Source organism: Spirillospora sp. NPDC049024 (assembly GCF_040649235.1).
Lineage (GTDB): Bacteria > Actinomycetota > Actinomycetes > Streptosporangiales > Streptosporangiaceae > Spirillospora.
Genome location: NZ_JBEZFD010000010.1, coordinates 177,838 through 204,193 on the forward strand (window position 1 = coordinate 177,838; position 26,356 = coordinate 204,193).

23 protein-coding genes are annotated in these 26,356 nt (G+C 71.2%); 15 read left to right on the forward strand and 8 right to left on the reverse strand.

All coding sequences use genetic code 11. From position 1 onward, the window contains the following. The first annotated feature begins 823 nt into the window (after positions 1 to 823). Positions 824 to 1,933 (forward strand): NAD(P)H-dependent flavin oxidoreductase, encoded by a 1,110-nt coding sequence (locus AB0C21_RS20335; protein ID WP_149259247.1) that lies wholly within the window; start codon positions 824 to 826, stop codon positions 1,931 to 1,933. A gap of 71 nt (positions 1,934 to 2,004) precedes the next feature. Here the strand turns inward: AB0C21_RS20335 and AB0C21_RS20340 are convergent, their stop codons facing one another. After that, positions 2,005 to 2,406, reverse strand: a complete 402-nt coding sequence (locus AB0C21_RS20340; RefSeq protein ID WP_500205973.1) for a hypothetical protein — start codon at positions 2,404 to 2,406, stop codon at positions 2,005 to 2,007. Positions 2,407 to 2,625: 219 nt separating this feature from the next. Then, positions 2,626 to 3,438, reverse strand: a complete 813-nt coding sequence (locus tag AB0C21_RS20345; RefSeq protein WP_500205975.1) for a crotonase/enoyl-CoA hydratase family protein — start codon at positions 3,436 to 3,438, stop codon at positions 2,626 to 2,628. Positions 3,439 to 3,626: 188 nt separating this feature from the next. Between AB0C21_RS20345 and AB0C21_RS20350 the strand changes: the two genes are divergently transcribed. The 6 genes from AB0C21_RS20350 to AB0C21_RS20375 all read left to right on the forward strand — a co-directional run bounded on the left by AB0C21_RS20350 (position 3,627) and on the right by AB0C21_RS20375 (position 10,702). Further along, positions 3,627 to 5,186 carry an acyl-CoA synthetase gene (locus AB0C21_RS20350; protein WP_500205977.1) on the forward strand — a complete coding sequence of 520 codons (1,560 nt, stop codon included), beginning with the start codon at positions 3,627 to 3,629 and terminating at the stop codon, positions 5,184 to 5,186. Positions 5,187 to 5,277: 91 nt separating this feature from the next. Then, positions 5,278 to 6,183, forward strand: coding sequence for a Zn-ribbon domain-containing OB-fold protein (locus tag AB0C21_RS20355; protein ID WP_500206188.1), 906 nt, complete (start codon positions 5,278 to 5,280; stop codon positions 6,181 to 6,183). Further along, positions 6,183 to 7,235, forward strand: coding sequence for a thiolase family protein (locus AB0C21_RS20360; protein ID WP_500205978.1), 1,053 nt, complete (start codon positions 6,183 to 6,185; stop codon positions 7,233 to 7,235). The genes AB0C21_RS20355 and AB0C21_RS20360 overlap by 1 nt, the downstream gene beginning before the upstream one ends. Then, positions 7,228 to 8,385 (forward strand): thiolase family protein, encoded by a 1,158-nt coding sequence (locus AB0C21_RS20365; protein WP_149259253.1) that lies wholly within the window; start codon positions 7,228 to 7,230, stop codon positions 8,383 to 8,385. Before AB0C21_RS20360 ends, AB0C21_RS20365 begins: the two co-directional genes overlap by 8 nt. Before the next feature lie 18 nt (positions 8,386 to 8,403). After that, the gene (locus AB0C21_RS20370; protein ID WP_500205980.1) at positions 8,404 to 9,972 is read left to right on the forward strand and encodes an acyl-CoA synthetase; all 1,569 of its coding nucleotides are present in this window, start codon (positions 8,404 to 8,406) and stop codon (positions 9,970 to 9,972) included. 259 nt (positions 9,973 to 10,231) lie between these two features. Continuing rightward, a complete protein-coding gene (locus AB0C21_RS20375) occupies positions 10,232 to 10,702 on the forward strand; it encodes a MarR family winged helix-turn-helix transcriptional regulator (RefSeq protein ID WP_500205981.1) in 471 nt (156 codons plus the stop codon). Positions 10,703 to 10,738: 36 nt separating this feature from the next. On the opposite strand, the gene AB0C21_RS20380 is transcribed toward AB0C21_RS20375, so the two are convergent. Further along, the gene (locus AB0C21_RS20380; protein ID WP_500205983.1) at positions 10,739 to 11,458 is read right to left on the reverse strand and encodes a hypothetical protein; all 720 of its coding nucleotides are present in this window, start codon (positions 11,456 to 11,458) and stop codon (positions 10,739 to 10,741) included. A 35-nt stretch (positions 11,459 to 11,493) separates the two neighbouring features. Then, positions 11,494 to 13,800, reverse strand: coding sequence for an ATP-binding protein (locus AB0C21_RS20385; protein ID WP_500205985.1), 2,307 nt, complete (start codon positions 13,798 to 13,800; stop codon positions 11,494 to 11,496). A 504-nt stretch (positions 13,801 to 14,304) separates the two neighbouring features. On the opposite strand from AB0C21_RS20385, the gene AB0C21_RS20390 reads away from it, so the two are divergent. From AB0C21_RS20390 to AB0C21_RS20420, 7 genes are all read left to right on the forward strand, one after another. Continuing rightward, positions 14,305 to 16,425: an HNH endonuclease signature motif containing protein gene (locus AB0C21_RS20390; protein ID WP_500205987.1), complete on the forward strand. Its 2,121-nt coding sequence runs from the start codon at positions 14,305 to 14,307 to the stop codon at positions 16,423 to 16,425. A gap of 270 nt (positions 16,426 to 16,695) precedes the next feature. After that, on the forward strand, positions 16,696 to 16,872 hold the full coding sequence (locus tag AB0C21_RS20395) for a hypothetical protein (protein WP_500205989.1): 177 nt from the start codon (positions 16,696 to 16,698) through the stop codon (positions 16,870 to 16,872). Next, complete coding sequence (locus AB0C21_RS20400; protein ID WP_500205991.1) at positions 16,862 to 17,053, forward strand: hypothetical protein; 192 nt, start codon at positions 16,862 to 16,864, stop codon at positions 17,051 to 17,053. The genes AB0C21_RS20395 and AB0C21_RS20400 overlap by 11 nt, the downstream gene beginning before the upstream one ends. 97 nt (positions 17,054 to 17,150) lie before the next feature. Continuing rightward, the gene (locus AB0C21_RS20405) at positions 17,151 to 18,071 is read left to right on the forward strand and encodes an IS5 family transposase (protein WP_500205993.1); all 921 of its coding nucleotides are present in this window, start codon (positions 17,151 to 17,153) and stop codon (positions 18,069 to 18,071) included. 802 nt (positions 18,072 to 18,873) lie between these two features. After that, a complete protein-coding gene (locus tag AB0C21_RS20410) occupies positions 18,874 to 19,677 on the forward strand; it encodes a Scr1 family TA system antitoxin-like transcriptional regulator (protein WP_500205995.1) in 804 nt (267 codons plus the stop codon). Continuing rightward, a complete protein-coding gene (locus tag AB0C21_RS20415) occupies positions 19,674 to 19,868 on the forward strand; it encodes a DUF397 domain-containing protein (RefSeq protein ID WP_500205997.1) in 195 nt (64 codons plus the stop codon). Before AB0C21_RS20410 ends, AB0C21_RS20415 begins: the two co-directional genes overlap by 4 nt. Positions 19,869 to 20,103: 235 nt before the next feature. Next, positions 20,104 to 20,628 (forward strand): pyridoxamine 5'-phosphate oxidase family protein, encoded by a 525-nt coding sequence (locus tag AB0C21_RS20420; RefSeq protein WP_500205999.1) that lies wholly within the window; start codon positions 20,104 to 20,106, stop codon positions 20,626 to 20,628. Here AB0C21_RS20420 and AB0C21_RS20425 read toward each other — a convergent pair. From AB0C21_RS20425 to AB0C21_RS20440, 4 genes are all read right to left on the reverse strand, one after another. Continuing rightward, the gene (locus AB0C21_RS20425; RefSeq protein WP_500206001.1) at positions 20,612 to 21,943 is read right to left on the reverse strand and encodes an erythromycin esterase family protein; all 1,332 of its coding nucleotides are present in this window, start codon (positions 21,941 to 21,943) and stop codon (positions 20,612 to 20,614) included. The genes AB0C21_RS20420 and AB0C21_RS20425 overlap by 17 nt on opposite strands. Before the next feature lie 150 nt (positions 21,944 to 22,093). Continuing rightward, entirely contained in the window at positions 22,094 to 22,669 is a 576-nt protein-coding gene (locus AB0C21_RS20430) for a TetR/AcrR family transcriptional regulator (RefSeq protein WP_500206003.1), read from the reverse strand. 15 nt (positions 22,670 to 22,684) lie between these two features. Continuing rightward, positions 22,685 to 24,802 carry a YhgE/Pip family protein gene (locus AB0C21_RS20435; protein ID WP_500206005.1) on the reverse strand — a complete coding sequence of 706 codons (2,118 nt, stop codon included), beginning with the start codon at positions 24,800 to 24,802 and terminating at the stop codon, positions 22,685 to 22,687. Between the two features lie 18 nt (positions 24,803 to 24,820). Further along, positions 24,821 to 25,441, reverse strand: coding sequence for an ATP-binding cassette domain-containing protein (locus AB0C21_RS20440; RefSeq protein WP_500206007.1), 621 nt, complete (start codon positions 25,439 to 25,441; stop codon positions 24,821 to 24,823). 362 nt (positions 25,442 to 25,803) lie between these two features. Between AB0C21_RS20440 and AB0C21_RS20445 the strand changes: the two genes are divergently transcribed. After that, entirely contained in the window at positions 25,804 to 26,187 is a 384-nt protein-coding gene (locus AB0C21_RS20445; protein WP_500206009.1) for a DoxX family protein, read from the forward strand. The last annotated feature ends 169 nt before the right edge of the window (positions 26,188 to 26,356 follow it).

Below are 26,356 nucleotides of genomic sequence, written 5' to 3' on the forward strand. Positions count from 1 at the left end.
CGCTGCCGCCCGCCGTCCTGTGCTGCCGCCCGCCGTCCTGTGCTGCCGCCCGCCGTCCTGTGCTGCCGCCCGCCGTCCTGTGCTGCCGCCCGCCGTCCTGTGCTGCCGCCCGCCGTCCCGTGCTGCCGCCCGCCGTCCTGTGCTGCCGCCCGCCGTCCCGTGCTGCCGCCCGCCGTCCTGTGCTGCCGCCCGCCGTCCTGTGCTGCCGCCCGCCGTCCTGTGCTGCCGCCCGCCGCCCGTTTTGCCTAGTACCGGCGGGTGCTCCGGGTCGTCCCCCGACGCTCTCCCTCCGCCGTCCGCGTGCTCCTGGCCGCCGCCCTACGCAGCTGTGTCGCCCTCGGCAGTCCTCCGCAGTCCTTCGCCGTCCGCGTGTTGTCTGGTTGGCCCGCACCGCATTCAGCAGCCTGCGCCGCCGGTCGGCCCGCGCTGCCGATTCATCGCCTCGCGTTGACTCTCACTGCCGCGGGTTGGCTGGCTGCTGCCGTGTGCGCCCCGCGGTGTTTTTCATCGGCGTGCGGTGCCTTCGCTGCGCCTTGCCGACTCGCGCTGCTGGGCGGGTTGGCGTCGGCCCGGGTGGCGACAGTCGTGCGGTGCCGCGCACCGACTCGTGTATCGCCCTTGTGTGCAGGCTCCCGTTCCGCGTGCTGGGGCCCGTGCCGGTGGGGTGGGGGCGTGGTGGGGACGTGGTGGGGACGGGGTGCGGTCCGTTGCTCGGGGAGGCGGGCTGATACGTGTTCTAGAAGCGGGGCGGGTGGGCGTCCGGGATGAGATTCCTAACTAGAACCTGTTGCAGTTTTGCGGGTGCGCGCCTAGGGTCGTGGCTGTGCGGACACGAGTCACCGAACTATTCGGCATCGAGTACCCGATCTTCGCGTTCAGTCATTGCCGCGACGTGGTCGCGGCGGTGAGCCGCGCCGGCGGCATGGGCGTCCTCGGCGCCCTGCATTTCACCCCCGAGGAGCTCGAACTTGAGCTGAAGTGGATCGACGAGCACGTCGGCGGCAAGCCGTACGGCGTGGACGTCGTGATGCCCGCCAAGTACGAGGGCGCCGACGTGGGCGACGCCGAGGAGCTGCTCGGCAAGCTCCAGGGCATGATCCCGGCGCAGCACAAGGACTTCCTGGAGAACCTGCTGGCCGAGCACGGCGTCGACCCGCCCAGCGAGCAGGCCGGCAAGGCGCTGCTCGGTTGGACGGACGTGACCGCGCGGCCGCAGGTCGAGGTGGCGCTCAAGCACCCGATCGCGCTGCTGGCCAACGCGCTCGGCCCGCCCCCGGCGGACGTCGTCGAGCAGGCGCACGAGCACGGGGTGAAGGTCGCCGGCCTGGCCTCCAACGCCCGGCACGCCCGCAAGCAGGTCGACGTCGGCGTGGACATCATCGTCGCGCAGGGCACCGAGGCGGGCGGGCACACCGGCGACGTCGCCACGATGGTCCTCATCCCCGAGGTCGTGGACGCCGTCGGCGAGGACACGATCGTGCTCGCGGCGGGCGGCATCGGCCGGGGCCGGCAGATGGCCGCCGGCATGGCGCTCGGCGCGGACGGCGTCTGGACGGGCTCGATCTGGCTGACGGTGGACGAGGCCGACACCCCGGAGCGCGCCCTGCCGAAGCTGCTGAACGCCACGTCCCGCGACACCGTCCGCTCCCGGGCCTGGACGGGCAAGCCCGCGCGCTTCCTCAAGACCGCGTGGACCGAGGCGTGGGAGAGCGAGAACTCGCCGGGCTACCTGCCGATGCCCATGCAGTTCATGCTGATCGCGGACGCCCTGCCCCGCATCCAGCGGTCCGGCGACGGCGAACTGGTCACCTTCCCGGTCGGCCAGATCGTCGGCTCGATGAACCAGGTGAAGCCGGCCGCCCAGGTCGTCTACGACCTGATCGAGGAGTACGTGGAGGCGATCGAGCGCCTCAACACCATCACCGAGGGCTGACCGCCCGCGGGCCCCGGCCGGCGTCGTTCCTCCCGACGCCGGCCGGGGCCGCGCGCTTTCTCAGCTGCGGATCAGAAGCGGGTCATCCAGGACAGGGCGCGCGCCAGGACGTAGTAGACGGCGCCTGCGAGGGCCCAGTTGATGTAGAGCTGCTCGTCGGGGTCGGGCCGCGTGAACACGTCGTGGAACGGCGTGGCGAGCCAGCGTCCCGCGTCGAGGGTCGCGTCCACCAGGGTGTTCCCCGGATTCGCGTCGCCCCAGGTCAGCAGCATGCCGAGGGCGAGGATCGCGACCGCCGCCCAGCCCGCCGCCATGATCATCGCGCTGACCGGGTTCGGCCTGCTGCGCCGCCACCGCGGCGGCTTGCGCTCGACGGCCGTGCCGTCCGTCCGCCGCCAGAGCGCCCGCCGGGGCGGCCGCTCGGCCGTCTCCTCCGGGGTCTCGTGCCGCTTGCGTCCTAGATGCAAGGCCATGGCCTCGTCCTTCCGTGCTCGCCTTCGCCCCAGGCGGTGCCACGCAAGGAATCCCGCAAACCCGACCCCCGTTTACGGACAGCCCGTTATCCGCTCTCCGGCTCCAGGGGCCGGGCTCCCCGGTCGCGTGCGGGCTGCCCGGTCGCGTGCGGGCTGCCCGGTCGCGTGCGGGCTGCCTGGTCGCGCGCCGCGTTCGCCGGTCGTGTGCCGGGAGGGGGGTCACTTGCCGTGGTAGACGGGCGGGCGCTTCTCCTTGAAGGCGCGGGAGCCCTCCTTGGCGTCCTCGGAGCCGATGACCGGCCAGCCGATCTCGTCGGAGATCTTGAGGGCGTCCTCCTCGGAGAGGTGCTGGGTCTCGCGGTAGGTGCGCAGGATGCCCTGGACGGCGAGGGGGCCGCACTCGGCGATCTGGTCGGCGAGCTCGCGGGCGGCCGCGAGCGCCTGCCCGTCCGGGACGATCTTGTTGATCAGGCCCATCGCGAGGGCCTCCTGCGGGGTGACCGAGCGGGCGGTCAGCAGGATGTCCATGGCGTTGGCGTAGCCGATCTGGCGGGGCAGTCGGATCGCGGAGCCGCCCATGGGGAACAGGCCGCGCTTCGCCTCGTAAAGGCCGAGGGTGGCGCCCTCGGCGACCACGCGCAGGTCGGTGCCGACGAGCAGCTCGGTGCCGCCGGCGACGGCGTAGCCCTCGATGGCGCAGATCAGCGGCTTGGTCGGCTGGCCCTCGCGCAGCAGTCCCTTCCAGTGGAAGTTGGGGATCTGCGCCATCCGCTCCTGGACGCGGGGGTCGGACGGCTGCTGGCCCATCGCCTTCAGGTCGGCGCCGGCGCAGAACGTGCCCTCGGCCCCGGTGAGGATGCCGACGCGGACCTCGGGGGTGTCGGAGATGTAGGCCCAGGCGTCGGCGAGGCCGACCAGCATGGACGAGCTGAGCGCGTTGCGCGCCTCCGGGCGGTTCATCGTCACGATGACGACGTGGCCGTCCCGCTCGACGATGCAGTGCTCGGTGCTGATCGGCAGCCGTTCCGTCATGGTTCCTCCAGCTCAGATGTCAAACGAGAACAGATTCTAGTTAAGCCGTTGCCCTACCGGTAGGGGTTGAACTGCAAAACGAGAACGTGATCTACTTTGGCTGCCGGGCGCCCTCAGCGGGTGGCGGCGCGCTGTGGTTTCTGTGCTCTGTGCTTTCAGTGCTCTGTGTGCTCACGTAGGGAGATCCGATGGGGTCATTGGGCTTTTGGCGGCTGGCGCAGGCCGATCCCGAGTGGGTCGCCGCCGTCGATCCGGACGGGACGCGACACAAGGCGGGCGACCTGCTGTCCCGCGCGAACCGGCTCGTCCACGGCCTGCGTGCGCTGGGCCTTGAGAAGGGCGACGGCATCTGCGGGCTCGTCCCGAACGGCGCGGACGGGGTGGTCCTCTACTTGGCGGCGCTCCAGGCGGGCTGGTACTACACCCCGATCAACTGGCATCTGACCGGCCCGGAGATCGGCTACATCGTCGCCGACAGCGAGGCCAAGGCGTTCTTCGTCCACGAGCGGTACGCCGCCGAGGGCGCGCGGGCGGGCGAGGAGATCGAGGCCCACCGGCGGTTCGCGTTCGGCGAGGTCGAGGGCTTCCGGCCGGTCGCGGAGCTGGTCGACGGGCAGCCCGACACGCTGCCGGACGACCGCAGCAACGGCGCCACGATGCACTACACGTCCGGGACGACCGGACGGCCGAAGGGCGTCAAGCGGGCGCTGGCCGGGATCGACCCCGACGACAGCGCCGAGCTGATGACGTTCCTGCTCGGCATGTTCGGCATCCCGCCGGGCCTCCCCGCCGGTGGAGAGCACCAGGCGCACCTGGTCACCTCGCCGAACTACCACACGGCGGTGACCCAGTTCGGGGGCACGGCACTCCAGATGGGCCACACGCTCGTCTACATGGACAAGTGGGACGCCGAGGAAACCCTGCGGCTGATCCAGGAGCACCGCGTCAGCAACACCCACATGGTGCCGACGCACTTCAAGCGGCTCCTGTCGCTGCCGGAGGACGTCCGGTCCCGGTACGACGTGTCGAGCATGAAGTGGGCGATCCACGCGGCCGCGCCGTGCCCGGTGCCCCTCAAGCAGCAGATGCTCGACTGGTGGGGCGACTGCATCTGGGAGTACTACGCGGCGACGGAGGGCGGCGGGACGATCGCCAGCCCGGCCGACTGGCGCGCCCACCCCGGCACGGTCGGAAACGCGTGGCCGATCAGCGAGCTGCTGATCGTCGACGACGACGGCGAGCCCGTCCCGACCGGGACGCACGGCACGATCTACATGAAGATGGCCGGCGTCGAGTTCGAGTACAAGGGCGACAAGGAGAAGACGGAGAAGAACCGTCTCAAGGACTACTTCACCGTCGGCGACATCGGGTACCTGACCGAGGACGGGTTCCTGTTCCTGTCCGACCGCAAGGCCGACATGATCATCTCGGGCGGCGCGAACATCTACCCGGCCGAGATCGAGAACGAGATCATCCTGCATCCCAAGGTCGGGGACGTGGCCGTGTTCGGCATCCCGGACGAGGAGTGGGGCGAGCAGATCAAGGCCGTCGTGGAGCCCGCCGAGGGCGTCGAGCCCGGTCCGGCGCTCGCGGAGGAGATCCTCGCGTCGCTGGAGGGGCGGCTGGCCAAGATGAAGTGGCCGAGGACCATCGACTTCATCGAGACGATGCCGCGCGAACCCAACGGCAAGCTCCTCAAGCGCAAGCTCAGGGACCCGTACTGGAAGGACCGCGACAGTGTCATCTGACATCGCGCCATCTGACACCGCGCCATCTGACACGGCGCCCGCAGGCAGCACCGCGCAGGCAGCCACCGCGCAGGCCGAGCCGAACCACGTCCTGGAGTTCCCGGGCGGCTACACGCGCTCGGTCGGCCCGGTGATCGGCCGCTTCTTCAGCGAGCTGCGCGACGGCCGGCTGGTCGGCGTGCGGACGGCGGACGGCAGGGTCCTCGTCCCGCCGTCGGAGTACGACCCGGAGACCGGCGAGGACGTGACGGACGAGTTCGTCGAGGTCGGCCCGGTCGGGACGGTCACGACCTGGTCGTGGGTGGCGCACCCGGCGAAGGAGCACCCGCTGGACCGCCCGTTCGCCTGGGCGCTGATCCGGCCGGACGGCGCCGACACCGCGCTCCTGCACGCCCTCGACCTCGGCGTCTTCGAGCAGGGCGCGAAGCCGCCGAAGTTCCTCAAGACGGGCATGCGGGTCCGCCCCCGGTGGCGGGCCGAGCGCACGGGCGGGATCGGCGACATCGAGTGCTTCCAGCCCGAGGTCACGATGATCAACGCGCCGACGCGGCTGGAGTACCGCCTGAAGGGCGGTCAGGCTCTGCGGCGCTTCCTGGAGGGCATGTCCGAAGGCCGGATCCTCGGCCACCGCTGCCCGGTGTGCGAGCAGGTCATCGTCCCGATGAAGGGGCTGTGCCCGCGCGACGGCGTCCCCACCGCCGAGGAGGTGGAGCTGCCCGACACCGGCACCGTCACCACCTTCGCGGTCAACAACATCCCCGACCCGCGCGCGCCCGAGGTGCCGTTCGTGTCCGCCTACGTCCTGCTGGACGGCGCGGGCCTGACGATGCTGACGCTCGTGGCGGGCATCCCGGCCGACCAGGTGCGGATGGGCATGCGGGTGAAGGCGGCGTGGCGGCCCCGGGAGGAGTGGGAGCGGTCGATGAGCAACATCAAGTGGTTCGAGCCCATCGACGAGCCCGACGTCCCCTTCGAAGAGATCAAGGACTTCATGTGATGCCTCGTCCCGTAGCCGTGGTCGCGTTCGCGCAGACCGAGCACAGCGGTGAGGACCGGGGGACGGCCGAGATCGAGATCCTCGCCCCCGTCATCACCGAGATCAAGGAGCGGACGGGCCAGAAGCAGTTCGGCTTCACCTGCTCCGGGTCCTGCGACTACCTCGCCGGCGCGCCGTTCGCGTTCGTGTCGGCGCTGGACGCCCTCGGCGCGTGGCCGCCGATCTCCGAGAGCCACGTCGAGATGGACGCCGCCTGGGCGCTGTACGAGGCGTGGGTGAAGCTCCAGCACGGCGACATCGACACCGCGCTCGTGTACGGGTTCGGGAAGTCGTCGCAGGGCAGCCTCCGGGCCGTCCTCACCCAGCAGCTCGACCCGTACCACCTGGCGCCGCTCGGCATCGACGCGGTGTCCCTGGCCGCGCTCCAGGCCCGCGCCTACATGGAGCGGTCGGGTACGAAGGAGGACGACCTGCGCGCCGTCGCGGCACGGTCCCGCGAGGCCGGACGCGGCAACCCGTTCGCGCTGCACCTGCCTGAGCCGGAGGGCGACGGCGTCCAATCCGACTACGACGTCGCCCCGCTGCACCCCTACGACGTCGCGCCCATCACCGACGGCGCCGCCGCGATCGTCCTCGCCGCCGGCGACCGGGCCCGCGAGCTGTGCGAGCGCCCGGCGTGGATCACCGGGATCGACCACCGCACCGAGGCGCACGCGCCGGGCGTCCGCGACCTGAGCCGCTCGGAGTCGGCGCGCATCGCGGGTGAGAAGGCGGGCGCGACCGGGATCGAGGTCGCCGAGCTGCACGCGCAGTACACGCACGAGGAGCTGATGCTGCGGGAGGCGCTCGGCCTGGGCGAGGACGCGGTGGTCAACCCGTCCGGCGGGCCGCTGTCGGCGAACCCGATGATGGCCGCCGGCCTCATCCGGATCGGCGAGGCCGCGTCCCGCATCCACGACGGGTCGGCGTCCCGCGCGCTCGGGCACGCCTCGTCCGGCCCCTGCCTCCAGCAGAACCTCGTCTGCGTCCTGTCGGGAGAGAACCATGGCTAACCGTTGCGCGATCATCGGCGTCGGGCAGACGGCGTACAAGACCAAGCGGCTGGACGTGTCGATGGCCGGGCTGCTGCGCGAGGCGGCCCGGCGGGCGCTGGAGGACGCGCAGCTCACCTGGAAGGACATCGACGCGGTCGTCGTCGGCAAGGCCCCCGACCTGTTCGAGGGCGTGATGATGCCGGAGACGTTCCTCGCCGAGGCGCTCGGCGCGACCGGCAAGCCGATCATGCGGGTGCACACCGCGGGGTCGGTCGGCGGCTCCACGGCGATCGTCGCGGCGGGCCTGATCCAGGGCGGCGTGCACGACCGCGTCCTCACGATCGCGTGGGAGAAGCAGTCGGAGTCGAACGCGACGTGGGCGCTGACCGTGAACTCGCCGTTCACGACGTCGCTGGTCGTGGGCGCGGGCGGCTACTTCGCGCCGCACATCCGCGCCTACATGCGCCGGTCGGGGGCCCCCGACCACATCGGGACGCTCGTCGCGGTCAAGGACCGGCAGAACGCGCTGAAGAACCCGTACGCGCACCTGAAGATCCCCGGCATCTCCCGCGAGATGGTCGAGTCGACGCCCATGCTGTGGGAGCCGATCCGCTACCTGGAGACGTGCCCGTCGTCCGACGGCGCGTGCGCGATGGTGCTGGCCTCGGAGGACGCGGCGAAGAAGGCGCCCGCCCCGCCCGCGTGGGTGCACGGCACGTCGATGCGCTCGGAGCCGATGCAGTTCGCGGGGCGCGACACCGTGAGCCCGCAGGGCGGCAAGGACGCGGCCGCGGACGTGTACCGGCAGGCCGGTATCTCCGACCCGCGCCGCGAACTCGACTGCGCCGAGGTGTACGTCCCGTTCTCCTGGTACGAGCCGATGTGGCTGGAGAACCTCGGGTTCTGCGGCGAGAGCGAGGGCTGGAAGCTCACCGAGGCGGGCGCGACGGCACTGGACGGCGACATCCCGTGGAACCCGTCCGGCGGCGTGCTGTCGTCCAACCCGATCGGGGCGTCCGGGATGATCCGGTTCGCCGAGGCGGCGCTGCAGGTGCGCGGCCAGGCGGGAGAGCACCAGGTGGACGGCGCGCGGCGCGCGCTCGGCCACGCCTACGGCGGCGGAGCCCAGTTCTTCGCCATGTGGATCGTCGGCAGCGACAAACCCTGATTCCCGGAGGTCCGTCCGATGGAGTTCAACCACGCTGACCTGTTCGAGGGTGTCGCGGACGCGATCGGGGACCGTCTCGCCCTGGTGTGCGGCGACCGGCGGCTCACCTACGCCGAGCTGGACGAGCACGCGAACCGCCTCGCGCACCATCTGGCGGACGCGGGGGTGCGCCCCGGCCAGCACGTCGCCGTCCAGCTCTACAACGGCGTCGAGTACGCCGCCGCGCTGCTGGCCGCGCTGAAGATCCGGGCCGTGCCCATCAACGTCAACTACCGGTACGTGGAGAGCGAGCTGCTCTACGTGTACCGGGACTCCGACAGCGTCGCGCTGCTGTACGACGTGGAGTTCGAGGACCGCGTCGCGGCGACCGTCCCGGACGCGCCCGAGCTGCGGCACCTCGTCGCGGTGGGCGGCACGCCGTCCATCCCGGGGGCGGTCGCCTACGACGAGGCCTTGAAGAACGCGTCCGGAGCGCGCGGCTTCCCGGCGCGTTCCAAGGACGACGTCTACATCATCTACACCGGCGGGACGACCGGGATGCCGAAGGGCGTCATGTGGACGACCGAGCAGATGCTGCTCGCGTTCTGGAACCCGACGTACCCGCGCCCGACCAGGCCGGAGGACGTGGTCGACAACGCCCGCAACGGCGGGCCGATGACCATGATGCCGATCGCGCCGCTCATGCACGGCGCCGCCCAGATGGCCACCTGGATCGCCTGGTTCATGGGCGCGACGCTCGTCTACACGCGCAAGTTCGACGCGGCCGACGTGTGGCGGACGATCGAGCGCGAGAAGGTCAACTCGGTGACGATCACCGGGGACGCGATGGCGATCCCGATGGCCGAGGAGCTGGCGCGCGGTGACTACGACACCTCGTCCCTGCTGGCCTACGTCTCGACCGGCGCGATCTTCACCGGGACGGTCCGGGACCGCATCCAGAAGCTGCTGCCGAACACGATGATCCTGGACCGCTTCGGCTCCACCGAGTCGGGCTCGACGGCCGAGGCGGTCGCCGGGTCCACCCCGGAGAAGGGCCTGCGGTTCGCGCCGGACGTGGAGAACGTCACCGTCCTGGACGACGCGTTCCAGCCCGTCAAGCCGGGCTCCGGCGTGATCGGCCAGGTCGCCCGCACCGGCTACATCGCGCAGGGCTACTACAACGACCCGGAGAAGACCGCCAGGACGTTCCCCGTGGTGGACGGCAAGCGCTGGCTGCTCACCGGCGACATCGCGACCGTGGAGGAGGACGGCTCGATCGCCGTGTACGGCCGCGGCTCGCAGGCCATCAACACCGGCGGCGAGAAGGTGTTCCCGGAGGAGGTCGAGGCCGTCCTCAAGGGCCACCCGGGCGTGTACGACGCGGTCGTGACGGGCATCCCGGACGAGCGCTGGGGGAACCGCGTCGCGGCGGTGATCCAGCCCTCCGGGGAACGTCCGTCCGATGCGGAGCTGGACGAGCACTGCCGCAGGGAGCTGTCGGGCTACAAGGTGCCGCGCGTCTACGCGTTCGTCGCGGAGATGAAGCGCTCCCCGGCCGGCAAGGCGGACTACCGCTGGGCTAAGCAGGTGGCGGAGGAGGCAAGGTAGCGGCGGGCGCCGGACAGAGGTCGGCCCCGGACCTTCGTGGGATCCGGGGCCAGGAGCGGACCTCTGTTAGCGGTCCTAACAATGACCAGCGTAGGGGCCGTCCGGGTGTGGTGGGATCATTGACGCGTGTCGGCTGCGCCACACGCCGTCGCCGTCCCGCCTGGTCCTGTTCGGGGCGGGGTCGGTAGAATCTCCCTCAGAGAGTCGCTCTTGAAATGAGCGTCTCTATATGAGAGAAAAAGGGAGAGAGGTCTCAGGCGTGTCGACCCCGGAACGCGACCGGATGGCGGGCGAGCTGCAGATGGCGATGCAGCGCAGCACGATGTTCACGGTGCTGCTGCACCATGCCACCGCGAGCAAGGCGGGCATGAACGTCACCGACGCGCAGTGCGTCAACGCGCTGACGCTGGACGGCCCCCAGACCCCCGGCCAGCTCGCGCAGCTCATGGGCATCACGACCGGCGGCGCGATCACCGCCGTCATCGACCGCCTGGAGCGGGCCGGCTACGTCCGCCGCACCCGCGACCCCGACGACCGCCGCCGCGTGATCGTCGAACTGGTCGAGGAGAACGTCGCCCAGTTCGCCCGCTACTTCGAGCCGATAGGCCGCGCCTTCCGCGACCGCCTGGACACCTACACCGACGACCAGATCGCCCTCCTCCTCGACTGGATCCGCCACAACAACGAGACGATGCCGTCCGTAATAGAGGAAATCCGCAAACTCCCCTGACGGGCCAGAAGCAGCCGGTGTGCCACGACGCCTTTTCTAGGCCCGCGGGATATGGAGCCACGCGTCGGCTGAATACTCCTTGGTGGTGAAGTCGACGCGCTGAAAGGCCGCGGGATCGATGCCGGGGTAGCCGTTCGGTACGGTCTCCTCGTAGAAGTGGCGGGACAGCAGAGCGGCCGCCGGGACGGATTCCGGTGCCTGCGCCAGGGCCGTGCGCAGCGGTGCGGCGTCGAGCAGCCGGGCGAGGATCTCCAGCGGACGGCCGGTGGCCGTACCCATCTCATCTATGCCGACATCTCCGGCATGGAGGGCCACTCTGAGCCGGATCCGCGTCAGCGGCCGGGAGTGGGCGTTGTGGGCGCGGAGACGGTTCGCGAGGTCCTGGAGCAGCGGGTACACCATCCGGCTCTTCGGAGTGTCGCTGGGGGCCGCGACCCTGAAACCGTCGCCCAGGTCGTCGACCCGGCACCGCTCCCAGTCGATCCCGCTCTCCTCGAACGACCCGCGGAGCAGGGACAGGAGGGCTTTCCTGATGCTCTCCTGCGCGGCGGCGCCGCGACCTGCCGAACGTTCGATGTCGACGACCAGGAGCGGGCGATGGGCCGGGGGCTGGGACGCCGGTTCCGCCGCCGTTCCGCGCTCGATGCCGCCTCCTCCGGCATGCCGCACGTCGACGGTGGCGTGGTCGCCGACGACCACCGGGCCGGTCACGCTTCCGCCGATCTTCAAGGAGTGCCCGCCATCGGACCTCGCCATGGAAACCTCCGCACTGATCGGGTCGCTTACGACGACTAGTTCGAGGGGATCCGCTTCCATTCCCCGCATACGAAGCACTCGAAGTTGGGGACCTGGGAGCTCGCCGTGACGTTCGCCGTGGAGCCGTCCGGTGCGACCGCAATCGTGAGCGTCCCCGTCCCCTGCACGGGTCCGGTGCACGGGTCCCCTACGTGCACCGGCACTTGAGCGCTGTAGGAACCGCCGCTGCCGGTGATGTTCAGATCTCCGTCACACCGGGATTTGATGAGGTACGAGTCGGAGCCGGTGGCGACGACCGTCACCGGCCCCTGTCCGGTGCTCCAGTTCCCCGCCAGCCCGGTCGGCTCCGACAGGCCGCCTTGCCGCGTGATCACCTGGGAGGCGACGTTCACGACCGCCGCGCCGATGACCAGTGCCACCACGAGGCCGACGAGGGCGGCGACCTTCGCGGCCAGGCCCGCACCGATGACCGTGGACGCCAGGCCTCCGGCGGCCCCCGACACCGCCGTCCCGGCCGCCGCGGACCCGTGGGCCGCGGCCCCCGCCGCGGTATGGGGCATGGCGCCGGTGGCACCCGCATGGGTCGCCGCCGCGCCGGCGGGAAGGCCGGGCAGCGCTGGGACGGGGGCGGGAGGTGGCGGGCCGGGCGCCAGGCTCGCCATATGCGAGGCCGGTGATGGTGCGGCCCCTGGCATCGCGCTGGAGCCGTGCCCTGCCAAGGAGCTGTGTGCCGTCATGGAGTGATGCGCTGCCACGGGATCGTGCCCTGCCAGGGAGCTGTGCCCTCCCAGGGAGTTGTGCCCGGCCAGGGAGTTCTGCGCTGCGAGGGAGTCGGGCGTCGCCCCGGGGGCGGCCGGAGGCGGGGTGGAGGGCGATGGCAGGAACGGGGCGACGTGCTGGGCGGCGGCCGTCCCGTGCTCGTTGCCGAGGACGCGCCATAACTGGAACGCCGCCCCGATCAGCATGGCCGCGACGACCCGGCGGCCGCGGAGCAGACTGCGGACTCCCTCCTCGTGCAGGAAGTACGCTTTGGCGCCCTCGTCTCCCGCCGCCTCCGCCGCCTTGTAGCCGAGGCCCAGCATCCGCGCCCACGCGTCGAGCCGCCGCGAGCGCGCCAGCAACGGCTCCGCCGCCCGGGCCAGCCGTACGGCGGCGTCCGGTCGGCCGGCCGACAGCGTCAGCTCCACCGCGCGTTCCAGGACCCTGCTGCGGACGGCCACCTGGTCGGGTGTGGTGTCGGGCCGGTTCAGCCACGTGGCGTAGTAGTGCCAGATCTGATCCGCGGGGAAGGGCGCGGGCCGCAGCTGAACGATCAGCGGGAAGACGTCGGGGAGGCACCGGTAGCCGTCCTCCTCGGCGGTGGCGAGTCCGAGGCGGACCAACCGGTCGCACAGTTCGGCCGCGTCCGCCCTGCCGGTGAGCCCGCGGACGTCGGAGACGTCCACGGCGGTGCCGAACGTCGCCAGCAGGTGCAGCGCGTTGGTCGCCGGCTCGCCCAACCGGCCGAGGACCAGGGGGATCAGCTCGGCCACGTGTCCTGGGCGAGGCAGCCGGATATCGGCGTCCTCCGCGGCGCGGGCAAGCGCGGCGGCGCGCAGCAGCGGTAACGGCCGGCCTCCCGCGACCTCGCACAGGGCGACGGCCGTCGCCTCCTCGCGGGGAGGCAGCGTGCCCAGCTCTCGCGCGAGCAGTTCCATGCCCGTGGTTAGATCGAGTCCGCCGACCTCCAGCGCGAAACCGTCGTCCCCCAGCAGGACCCTCTGGTGGCCGGTGAAGACGAGTGTCGCGTCCGGGGCGCTGTCGGCCAGAGCCATGATCTGGTCACGCGTGAGGTCGGCGTTGTCGAGGTAGACGGTCACCGCGACACCCGCCATCAGGCGGCGCAGTTCCGCGGCGGACGGCACGTAGCCGCCGGTCTCGTAGCACGCCTCGAAGATCTCTTGGGCGAGGTCGTCGGCCTCGCGGTACCGGGCATCGAGGTAGACCACCCCGGCGCCCTCCGTCTCCGCCGCCACGTGCCGGACCAGGGTGCTCGTGCCGATCCCCGGCGGACCGTAGACCTGGACCAGCCCCCCGTCCCCGACAGCCCGGCGCAGTGCCGCGACTTCGGCGGATCGCCCGAGCGGCGCCGGCCGCCGCCGCGGCAGCAGTCGTATCACCTCCCGCCGGACCGGCGCGGGGCGCTCCTGCTCGGTGACCATCCGCACGGTCGAGCCGTACCTCGCGTCGACGACCAGGGCGTAGTCGCCCACCACCACCGGGCCGTCCACGTCGCCCTCGATGCTGACCTGGTACCTCGGACCGCCGGAACCCCGTCCGCGATCGTTCGCACTCTCGTCCAACCCTGTCTCACCACCCGAGAAAGCGTCCGGAACCACACGCGTGCCTGACGGCCGTCCGCATCCCGGCGACGGGCGCCCACGACCGAAGGCCCACTCTGCCAGCGGCGGCCGCCCCAACATGTGTCTACAGACGCAGATGTCTATTTGATCTGGTCTCTGACCGTCCCGAGCGAGAAGTCCCTGGTCAGGGGGTTAGGTGGCCTTGGAGAGGGGCGTCCGGGTGGCTTGGACGTCAGTGAAAGGGCCACGGTGCTGAAGGGGTGCATCGGTTCAGAGCGACGGTGCGGAGCTGAAGACGGTGTCGGCGGCCATGCCGGTGCCCAAGTCAGGACGCAGATCGCCGTCGGTCCCGCGCCGTGCAGGACACAGGGCTCTCAGCCTCGCAAATCAGATCCCGACTTCGTCGGTGTCCGCCTATCCAGGGGGCGACAGTAATGAAACCCTCGACCGGACGGGGATCGCTCATTTGTTCGATATACTCTGCGTATGTGTTCGGTCACGGATATGGATCTCGGTGTGGCGTCCACCCAGGAGTTGGTGGACGCCGCCGCCGTGATTGCCGCCGAACTCGCCACCCGCCCCGCCCCCGAATCCCCAGCGGCGTGCATGGAGCTCGCCGAGACGCTAGCGGCGGCGTCCGACACCCACGAGGCCGCGTTGGCCGGGTTCGTCGCCCGTGTGGACGCGGCGGGTGAGACGCGCCGGTGGGGGTTCCCCTCCACGCAGGCGTGGCTGCGGTCCCGACTGGGCATGCGCGACGCGCGCGCCAAGGAGCGCGTCACCCTGGCCCGCCATATCCACCGGCTCCCTGTGGTCGCCGAGCTCCTGGCCAGAGGTGAGTTGTCCTACGGCTACGCCACCACGGTCACCGACGCCGTGGCCCGCCTCGACGATGACGACTGCGCCAAGGCCGAGACCCTGCTGCTGGACATGATCGGCCAGGGCTTCTCGGCGGGGAAGGTCGCCGTGTTCGGGCGCCGCATCCGCGAGGTGATCGCCGAACGCGACGGGCACGAGCGGCCCCCCGACGACGTCCGGCGCGGGTATGAGCGGTCCTGGATCGACTCCACCCGGTCCCTGGACGGCGGCCGCTACATCAGCGGCTGGCTCAACCCCGAGGACGCCGCCGTCTGGGACGGCACCCTGGGTCCGCTGGCAAAGCCGGCCGGGCCCGACGACCACCGCGACCTGCCCGAGCGCACCGCCGCCGCCCTGTCGAGCGTGCTGTCGGGCGGGCACAAGGCCACCAAGGTCACCGTCATCTGCGACCTGGACACCCTCACCGGCGGCCACGCACCCGCCCGCCTCACCGACGGGACACCGATCCCCGCGCCCCAGGCCCGCCGCATCGCGCTGGCCGCCGGAGTCTCACCCCTGCTGCTGGGCACCGGGAACACGCCTCTGTACCTGGGGCACAAGGTCCGCTTCGCCACCGCCGCCCAGCGCCAGGTTCTGGAGACGCTGTATCCCACGTGCGCGGTGCAGGGCTGCGAGGTGCCCGGGACGCTGTGCGAGGTCGACCACGTCAACGGATGGGCCCTGGGCGACAGCCCCACCGACATCGACAAACTCGCCCTGTGCTGCGGATGGCACAACCGCTACAAACACACCAACTCCCAACAAATCCACACCACCCAAGACCCCGCCACCGGCCGCTACACCTACCGACTCCACCCACCCGGCACACCAACCAACCACCCACCCACCACCCCACCAACAGCCGAGCCATGGACGGCCGAGCGAAGGACGGCTGAACCATGGACGGCCGAACCATGGACGGCCGAGCCGCGACCAGGCGACCCGCAGACTGTCGAGCCATGGAAAGTCGAGTCGCGGACGGCCGAGTCATGGACGGCCGAGCCGCGACCAGACGAGCGGGGAACAGTTGAGCCGCGGGCCGCCGAGCCGTGCACGGGCGGGTCATGGAGCACTGGGCCGGGGACCACGGAGCCGCGGACGGCCGAGTCATGGACGGCCGAGCCGCGACCAGACGAGCGGGGAACAGTTGAGCCGCGGGCCGCCGAGCCGTGCACGGGCGGGTCATGGAGCACTGGGCCGGGGACCACGGAGCCGCGGACGGCCGAGTCATGGACGGCCGAGCCGCGGCCAGACGAGCGGGGAACAGTTGAGCCGCGGGCCGCCGAGCCGTGCACGGGCGGGTCATGGAGCACTGGGCCGGGGACCACGGAGCCGCGGACGGCCGAGTCATGGACGGCCGAGCCGCGGCCAGACGAGCGGGGAACAGTTGAGCCGCGGGCCGCCGAGCCGTGCACGGGCGGGTCATGGAGCACTGGGCCGGGGACCACGGAGCCGCGGACGGCCGAGCCGCGCAAAGGTGAGCCACTGCCGGTCGAGCCGCTGTTGTCCGAGCCGCTGTCGTCCGAGCCGTGGACGTCCGAGCCGCGAGAGGCCGGGCCGCGGGCTGGCGAGCCGCGAACGGGCGAGTCGCGGAGCACTGGGCCGCGGGCCACCGAGCCGCAAACAGCGGAGTCGCTGAGAGTTGACCGGCAAACAGCCGATCTGCGGACCGTCGAACCGCGGACCGTCGAACCGCGGACTGTCGAACCGCGGCCAGCCGGGCCGCGGACAGCCGGGCCGCCTACCACCTCCGGTCGGGCCGCCTAACGGGGGAACTGTTTCGGTGGGGGCTTGCGGGCGCGCTGATCCTGGTCCGGTCGGTGCGATCTCCCGGGGGTCGGAGAAGCTGCTGGTAGGGCGGTTGATCTCTGGCAAACGGCTACCGCTTGATCAGCGACTCCGCGTTGTGCTGCGTGTCGTTGCCGGGGCCGTTGCGGCTGCCGGGGCCACTAGCGTTGAGGGCCCCAACGGACCCACGCGGGCAGGCCTTTCGCCGACAGGACGAGGCGGGAGAGCGTCGCGGCCAGCGGGTCGTGCATGTTGCGGGCCAGTGTGGTCCGTTCCTCGGCGGCCGTCGCCTGCGCCGGCAGCTGCCGGCGCCTCCTCGGCGGCGGAGTGCTCCTCGAACAGGCGACGCAGCTCGAACAGGCGACGCAGCACGATGCCGACGAGCGCGGCGACCCCGCAGAAGAGGGGCCGCACCATGAGCAGTGACACTGCGGCGCCTTCGTCCTCGCGGGGTGGTTGGCGCAGTGGGCGGCGGTGCGGTGCCAGCCTGGTGCCGCTGCCGCTGCCGCTGCCGCTGCCGCTGCCGCTGCCGCTGGCGGTGCCGCTGGCGGTGCCGATGGCGGTGCCGATGGCGGTGCCGATGGAGCGGGTGCTAGGCCGTGTCTAGGAAGTCTCGTCCCAGGTCGGCATGTCGTGTCTGGGGATGAGTGAGGTCTCCGGTAGATGGATCAACGACCAAGAAGACCATCTGCACGGAGACCTCGGTGGCCAGGGTATCGATTGGAGCGCGTAAGGATCTGACCGACCGGCAGTGGCGGGTGCTGGAGCCGCTGCTTCCCCGGCCCAAGCGGCCGGACCGGCCTCGTAAATGGACGCGCAGGCAGTTGGTGGACGGGGTGCGGTGGCGGGTGCGGGCTGGGGCGCCGTGGCGGGATGTGCCCGATCGGTACGGGCACTGGCAGTCGGTCTACGGGCTGTTTCGCTGCTGGCAGCGAGCCGGGGTGTGGCCGCCGATCTGGGCGAGGCTGATGGCCTTCGCCGACGCCGCGGGCCTGGTGGGCTGGTCGGTGTCGGTGGACTCCACCATCTGCCGGGCGCACCAGCATGCGGCCGGTGCCCGCCGCGATGGGACCGCCCAGGCCGAGCCGCCCGGCGGGGCCGGTGGTCTCGAGCCGCCCGATCATGGGCTGGGCCGCTCACGCGGCGGGCTGACCACCAAGATCCATCTTGCCGCAGAGCAGGGCCGCAAGCCGATGGCGGTGCTGCTGACGGGCGGGCAGCGCGGCGACAGCCCGCAGTTCACCGCGGTGCTGGAGCGGGTGCGGGTCGCCAGGCTCGGGCCGGGACGCCCGCGGACCCGGCCCGAGCGTGTCCTGGCCGACAAGGCCTACAGCTCCCGCGCCAACCGGACCTACCTGCGGCGCCGGGGCATCCGGGCGACCATCCCGGTCAAGGACGACCAGCAGGCCCACCGCCAGGCCAAGGGCTCGGCCGGCGGACGACCACCGGCGTTCGACCCAGCCGCCTACCGGCAGCGCCACGCCGTGGAATGCGGCATCAACCTGCTCAAGCAACACCGCGCGGTGGCCACCCGCTACGACAAGCTCGCCGTCCGCTACCAAGCCACCATCCAAGTCGCTGCCATCAACATCTGGCTACAAGCCCTGGCCAACACCACTTTCTAAACACGGCCTAGCGCTGGGGGTGGCGCTGGCGCTGTGGGTGCGGTGCCGGTGTGGGAGTTGTTGCTGGTGGTGGTTTCGCTGGCATGTGGGGGCAGTGGTGCACTGTGGGTGGGGTGATGTTGCCGGCGTGGTTTGTCGGCGCGCGATTGTTTCGCAGGGAATGAGCCTGCTCTGCCGCTGGGTGTGCAGGCTCTTATGATCCGCGTCTGCCTGTGTAAAGGGGAAGTGGTCGGGAGAAGGGCCCGGACCAGGGGGTCAGGTTCCGGGCCCTCCCCATGCTTCACGTCTCAAAGCGGGTTGAGGTCGATGGATCACCTGCCTTTCTATGACGAGTGTCGCCAGGCGATGACGGGGAGGAACTCGCCTACTCCGTATCCCTGGATGGTCTGGCATGGGCCAGGTAGTCCCTGTACTTCTCGTCCTCACGTTCCATGAGGACCTTCAGCCGCTCTAAGGAGTCGGCTACCAGGCACGACTGGAGGCCGAACTCGATCTCGGCCTGTCCCAGCGGCCTTCGGGTGAAGACGGTCGGCTTTCCGGTTCGCTCGGAGAGGTAGGGGCAGGCCCATCGCCCTTCGGGCTGCGGAGGACACGGGAGCGGGTCCTTATGGCTGATGTGCGGGATGTCTGAACTGCGACTATTCGGGGAACTATGCGGGGGCATCGCGCTTCCAATTTTTTTTGCGTCTCCACCTCTTCGATGCACATCCTCAAGCATGGAGTTACGCTCGGATATGGAACCGCGCCTACAGATCCCCCCGTGCACCTACAGCGTGGTGTAGGTGGCCAGAGAGGTTCGCGTATGTCCGATATCGACCCCATGCTCTCCGCCCTCGACTTCTACCTCTTTCACATGAGGCGGCTCAGGGAGGGGGTGGGTCTCTCGCAGGAGGCTCTCGGCACGAAGGTCGGGTACACCGGCAAGTTCGTCGGCCTCGTGGAGACCAAGAAGCGCCGTCCCAATACCAAGCTCTCGGTCGCCATGGACGCCCTGTTCGAGATCCCGAAGTTCTTCGAGGCGATGCTTCCGCGCATCGCCGAGGAGGCCGGCCTCCCGCCCGGCTTCTGGGAGTACGTCGAGGAGGAGGCCCGGGCGTCCCGGATCCGGATGTACAACCAGAACTACATCCCCGGCCTGCTCCAAACCGAGGACTACGCCAGAGCAGTCGTAAAGGCCGGGAGGCGGCCCGACAAGGTGGAGGAGTTGGTGGCCACTCGAATGGGCCGACAGGAGATCCTTCTACAAGAGCTTCCGCCGAATGTCGTCGTCCTCTTGGAGGAAGGAGTCCTTCGAAAGGTGGCGGGGGACCTGGAAATCACCAGGCAGCAACTCTCTCGTCTGCTCAAGCTGATCCAAGAGCCGAACATCTCGATCTACGTCATCCCGACCAACGCGCAGGTCTTTCCGGAGAGCAGTTTCACCGTACTGTCCTTCGACAAAGAGCCCGACCTCGGCTACGAGGAATCCGTAGGGGGCCGAGGCCGCCTTCTGGAGGCGGGTCCACAAGTGACTGAGCTAGGAGTAGGGTTCGAAACGATCAGAGAATCCGCCCTGACGGCAGTGGACTCCGAGGCTCTGATCCGGTCGTTGTTGGAGGGTGCATGAACACGCAGACCACGTGGCGCAAGAGCAGTTACAGCGGCGGGGAAGGCGGCCAATGCGTCGAGTTGGCGGCGGTGGACGGCTCCGTGGGTATCCGGGACAGCAGGAACGTCTCTGGGCCCGCCTTGATGGTGGGCCGTGACGCTCTCAAGGGGCTCGTCGGGCGGATCAAGGCCGGAGATCTGGACCTTTAGGCCGCGGTGTCCGTGGCCCGTTCCGGGAGGGGCGGGCCACGGAGCATGGTTCTCGGCGGGGACTGGGGGCAGGGCGGGGAAGCTCGCCCAACCGCCGCCGCCTTGCCGATCGTGGTCGTCCTGGATTGCGGAGCCGCGCGAAACATGACGGTGGCTGTCAGGGTTTGCGGCGAGCATGGGCGACACCGGTCTGTGTTGGAGGACGTGGACCGGTGCCTACTGACAAGGACTTGCCATGCGTGAAACCCGTGAAGAACTCATCGAGCTCCAAGCCCTCTTGGACGACTCCCTCTCCCGCTCCACCTCGCATCTGCGGTCGATCATCAACGCGGAGAGGTCGCTGACCGCGGAGCAGCTCTGCCAGGTCCTCACCGGCATGTGCACCCTCGCGCTGTCCACGGTGACCGCCAAGGGAGAGCCGCGGATCAGCGGCGTGGACGGGCACTTCCTGCACGGGAAGTGGCACTTCGGCACGGCGCGCGACGCGGCCAAGGCCCGCCACATGGCCGCCCGTCCCGCCGTCAGCGCCGCGCACATGCGCGGGGAGGACCTGGGCGTGTTCACCCACGGAACGGTGGAGATCCTCAACCCTCCGGGCGGCGAGCCCGCCGCGGACTGGCCGGACCTGCTCGCCTACTTCAAGGGCTTCTACGGTGAGGACGCCTTCGACTGGGACAACGACATCGTCTACTACCGGCTGCGTCCGCACTGGATGGCCGTCTACGCGCCCGACTTCGCCAAGCTCATGACGACGGCGTGATCGGTGTGGCGGGGGTGACCTCCTGGCGGTGGACGATCACGTCGAACCACTGACGCAGCGTGCCGCCGTCCATGTAGGACCCGGGGCCGGTGTGGGGCAGGCCCCGGGTCTGGATGGGGGCGTCCACCCATCTGCGCACCGGCGGGGGAGCCGGTGTGCGCAGGTCGATGGTGAACTGCTTGGTGCGGACGCCTCCGAAGGGACGCTCGAACCAGTTCGGGGCGGGGCGCGGCATGGGCGCGGTCCGACCGCCGCCGAGGCTCACCGTCCCGTGGTCGAAGGTGAAGCCGATCGACCGGTAGCGCGGGCCGTACCAGCGGCGCAGGTACGAGCCGGCGGCGGCGAAGCGCATGTCCGGTTCGGGCGGCCCGACGATGCGCATCCGGGGCGCGTCGGCGGTGTGCGGGGAGGCCGCCCAGTACGCGATCTTGTCGCCGCTGAACCCGCGCCACCATTTCAGGTTCCGCGCCGCGTGGGCGTCCCGGTAGGCGTGCTGGTCGGGCTCCGGCAGGCTGTAGTGCTCGTAGAACGAGAGGATCTGCCGGGCGTTGTGCACGGCCAGGGCGTGCGCTCGGTCTCCCGGTCGATGCGGCAGCCCTTCGACCAGCTCGTACATCGCGCGGGCGTGGCGGACGTACGGCCGCTTGTCCTCCACGTCTCTGTACTTCATGACGTAATCCCACATGTCCGAAGTCCGGGGCCGGAGGAAGCGCAGGTGCCGCCGAAGTTCGGGGAGGCGGTCCGGCGCGGTCGCGGTGACATGGGCTCGGACGGCGTCGTAGGCCGGCAGGCCGGTGAGGAAGTACTCCACACCGACGAAACGCACCTTGTCGGCTCGGCCCGCGTTGAAGTCGCGGAGCCAGCGCAGCACCTCGGCGACCTCACGGGTCTGGTACTGCGGGAGCATCCGCTGCATCAGCGCGTCCAGGTCGCCTTCGCCCGTCCGGATGTACCGGTCGATCTGGACGCCGGTCGTCCAGTCCTCCTCCCACGCCACGGACCTGAAGCCGAGCCGCTCGACCAGGAGGCGGAGCGTGCGGTGCTTGAGCCGCGTCTCCTCGCGGGTGCCGTGCACCGACTCGCCGAGGCCGACGACGGTCGCGCCGCCGATCGAGCGCAGCAGCGGCGCCTGGTCGTCCAGCGGCGCCGCGGGGTCGAGGGTGCGCAGGGCCGCGGCGTTGTGGCCGACCCACGCGGTCACCGGCTCCGTGCGGGGCTCGGCGTTTGCGGCGGGGGCGCCCGCGAACACGGTCCCGATGCCGGTGGCGGCCGCCAGAAGCAACGCCGCCTGTACGTTCCGTCCAAGGTGGTTCATCGTTTCTCCTTTCGGCCGTCATCGTGGCTCGCCGGTTCTGCGGGGCACGTCCCACCAGGGGCGGTACGTCGAGTACGCCCGGCGGCGTAGGCCGGCCTTCGGTCGGCCCTCGGTCGGGCTGCGACGCGCGGCTAGGAGAATTCGCGATGGTCAGGCGGTGAGGCGGCCTCGGAGGAGGGCCGTCAGGGTCGCCTGGACGTCGGTCAGGGGGCGGCCGGGCTGGAGGGCGCGCCAGTCCAGGGCGACGGTCAGGACCATGCCGAAGACGGCGGAGGCGGCCGTGCCGGTGTCCAGGTCGGGGCGCAGGTCACCGGCGGCGACCGCGTCGCGCAGGACGTCGGCCACGACGCCGATGGCGCGTTCGCGGATGAGGCGGGCGGCGTGCTGCCAGTCGCCGCCGGCCCGCCACGTCTCGGCGATCAGGAGCCGGGCGAACGACTCGTGCTCGCCGATGTAGGCCAGTTCGGCGGCGACGACGGCCTCCAGTGCCTCCAGCGGGGGGCGGCCGGACGCCGCGTCGCGCAGCGCGGTGGCGAGCCGGTCGACGCCGTACTCCAGCAGCGCCGAGAACAGGGCGGCCTTGCTGCCGAAGTTGTAGTAGACGGTGCCCTTGGCCACGCCGGCGCGCTCGGCGATCTGGTCGACGGTCGTCGCGGCGAGCCCGCTCTCGGCGATGAGTTCGATCGCCGCGGTGAACAGCTTCTCCCGGGTCGCGATGCGGGCCACGTCCCCTGCCTCCGATCAGAGTTTCAGCGCCGGGTGCAGGCGCTTCATCGTCCAGACCCGGTTGTGCCGGACGGCCAGGGCGGTGAGCGCGAGCCCGCCGGCCAGGAAGGCGACCAGCACCGCACAACCCTGCCACACCGACGTCAGGTCGCCGCCGCTGATGAGGTGCCGGACGGCGTCCACGACCCACGGCATCGGCAGGTACGGGCGGACGGCCTGGAAGAACGCCGGGCTCGTCTCGATCGGGTACGTGCCGGCCGCCGAGGTGAGCTGGAGCATCAGCAGCGCCAGCGCGATGATCCGGCCGACGGGGCCGAAGCGGGCGTTCACCCACTGGATCACCGCGAGGAACGCGGCCGAGGCGAGCGCCAGGAACGCGACGAGGCCCGGCCAGTGCTCGGCGCGCAGGCCGAGCGCGAAGCGCAGGACGGCGAGGACGACGCAGGCCTGCGCCGCGCCGATCGCCGCGGCGGGCAGCCAGCCCGCGACGGCGACGCGCCGTCCGGGCGCGGTGCCCGCGAGGGCCCGGGGGTTCAGCGGGCGCAGCAGCATGTAGATGATCATGCCGCCGACCCACAGGGAGAGGGGGACGAAGAAGGGGGCGAACCCGGTCCCGTAGTTCGGCACCTCGTTCTCGGTGGCGCTGGCGAGCCGCACCGGGTTGCTCATCATGTCGTCGCGGGCGGCGCGCTCCTTGGCGTCGTAGTCGGGGATCTGGGAGACGCCCTCGTTAAGGCCGTTCGCCAGTTGCTCGTTGCCGTTGGAGATCTGCGCGAGCGCCGTCTCCAGCGTCACCGCGCCGCCGGACAGCTGCCCGAGGCCGCCCTGGAGCTGGCCGGCCCCGCCCGACAGGACGCCGAGGCCGCTGGTGAGCCGGGACGAGCCGGAGAGCAACTGGCCCGCGCCCGCGTTGACCTGCTGGGTTCCGGCGTTGAGGCGGTCCACGTCGCGGCGGGCCTGCTCGACCCTGGCGGCGAGGGTGGGCGCGTCCTTGGCGATCTTGCGGGCGGCGCGCTCGACCGTCCGGGCGTCGGCGGCGACCTTGCGCAGGTCGCCGGTGTGGTCGCTGATGTAGCCGTCCACCTGCTTCGCGACGGTGACGACCTGCGCGGCGGCCCGGGTGAGGTCCCGCCTGACGTCCGGGGGGATCTCCGGGTGCGCGGCCAGGTAGGTGTTCAGCTCGGCCTGGGCCTTCTCCGCGCGCTGGACGGCGGCGGCCGTCTGGGCGGGCAGCCGTCCGGCGCCGTCGGCGAGGGCGTCCGCTCCCCGCGCGACGGCGAGCGCGGCCTGGCGGATCTCGGGGGCGTTGTCCCTCAGCAGCGGGACGAGGGTGTCGCTCGCGCGGTCGACGGTCGTGGTGAGCTGCTGCATCCCGGCGGCGACCTGGCCCGTCCCGGTGCGGAGCTCCTCCAGGCCGGAGGTCAGCTTGCCGCTGCCGGAGCGGGCCTCGTCGATGCCGCCCTTCAGCTTGCCCGCGCCCGCCTCGGCCTTGCCTGCGCCTTCGGCGAGCTTGCCCGCGCCGTCGTGCGCCTGGCCCGAGCCCTCCGCGAGCTTGTCCGCGCCCTGGGCCGCCTTGCCGAGTTCGCCGTGCAGCTTGCCGAACGACAGGAAGATCTGGTCGAAGTAGCCGTGCACGGCCTCGCTGCCGGCGGCGGCGCTGATCTCCTTGAACGCGGCCTGGGCGAGCGTCCCGACCACGTAGTTGTTCGCGTCGTTCATCTCCAGCCGCAGCCCGGCCGGGGTGGGCGTCCCGTTCCCGGACGGCGACGCGATCCGGGCGCTGAAGTCGGCGGGGATCGTCAGCGACATGTAGTACTTCCCTGACCGGACGCCCTTCTCGGCGTCCGCCGCCGAGACGGTCCGCCAGTCGAAGACCTTGCGCTTCTTCAGCTCGTCCGCCAGGTCGGCCCCCGCGTGGACGGTTTTGCCGTCCGCCTTGGCGGGCTTGTCCTGGACGACCAGCGCGACCGGGACGTGCTGGAGCCGCGCGTACGGGTCCCAGAACGACCAGAGGTAGAGCCCGGCGTACAGCAGCGGCAGCAGCACGAGCCCGGCCATCGCGACGCGGGTCAGCCGGTTGCGCTGGAACCGGCGCAGCTCAAGGCCGCCCGGGGTCAACGCGGGAAGTCTCATCGGGGGGTTTCTCCTCGGCTAGAGCGGGAGGGTGTGCGTGGCGAGGCCCTCGGCGGGCGCGGCGTCGTGGCAGGACGCGATCACGGTGACGCCGCCGGCGGCGATCTCGGCGAGGCGCCGCCACAGGTCGCGCTGCCGGTCGGCGGGCAGGCCCTCGTCCACGTCGTCCATCAGGAGCAGTCCGGGGTCTCCGGCGAGTGCCAGGGCGGCGCCCAGCAGCTGGGCCTCCTCGGGGGCGAGTTCCTCGGCGAGCGTCCCGGGGTCGAGGTCCAGGCCGACGCGTTCGAGGGTGCGGCGCCTGCGGGCCTCACGGCCGCGGAACCGGCCGAAGACGCCTTCGCGCAGCGCCAGCGCCTCGTTGACGTGCTCGCGGACGGTCAGCGTCGGGTCGAGTTCGGTCACCCCCGGCACGATCCCGAGGGCCGCGACCCGCTGGATCTGCCGGAGCCCGGTGAGCCCGCCCACCGCGACGGCGCCCTCGGCCGGCCGCATGCGCCCGGCGCAGGTGAGCAGCAGCGCGGTGCGGCCGGTGCCGGCGATGCCGCTGACGGCGACGAGCGCGCCGGCCGGGACGTCCAGCTCCACGTCGCGGAAGACCCACCCCCGCGCGCCCCTGACGCCGAGGCCCCGCGCCCGCACGGATGATCCGCGTGCGGGCGCGGGACCGGCTCCGGGGCGGCCCCCGCCAGCCCCTGAGCCGATCGGGCGGGGTCCAGAGACGGCCGCCGCGGTCCCCCCGGCCGCAGCGGCCGCCCCTGGAGTCTCGTGCTCGGACGTCATCGCGACCCTCCGCGGAGGTTGGATTTGCACTGACCGGTCAGTACAAATTTAGCTCCACTTGAACGTCGTGGATCCGCCCGGAGCGGTGACATCAGACACGTGCCCCCACGTCCCGCGTCACACGGAACAGGGGGCGTGATTTGAATCACAAAAGTCGCATCTGACCAGGGAGTCTGCGGCGTCACTATTGGACGGGATGTCTGATCTGAGAGACTGCGGGAATGACCGCGGCAACGAACGACTCGTCACGCGCGCACCGCCGGCTGGCCACGCTCATGGCCGGGATGGGCACCCTGCACATGGTCGCTCCGAGGCCGTTCGACGCGCTCGTCCCCGAGCGGCTCCCCGGCGGCGCGCGGACCTGGACCTACCTCAGCGGCGCCGCCGAGCTGGCCTGCGCCGCGGCCGTCGCCCACCCGCGCACCCGCAAGGCGGGCGCGCTCGCGACGGCGGGCCTGATGGCGGCGGTCTTCCCGGCGAACGTGAAGATGGCCCGCGACTGGCGCCGCCGCCCGCTGCCCTTCCGCGCGGCCGCCTACGGCCGCCTCCCCCTCCAGGCCCCCCTCATAGCCTGGGCCCTCCACGTAGCCCGCACCGCCGACTGAGAACCCGCCCCCGCGGCGCGACCGGTGCCTTAAGATCAACCACCGCAGTGACCCCGCAACGGCCTCATGCCTGCGATCGCGTCCGAAGGCAGGTTCGAGCGGAGCGAGAATCTGATCGCGAAGCGAGCCGCAAGGCGAGACGGAGCGATGCCAGCGATCGCCCGCGTTT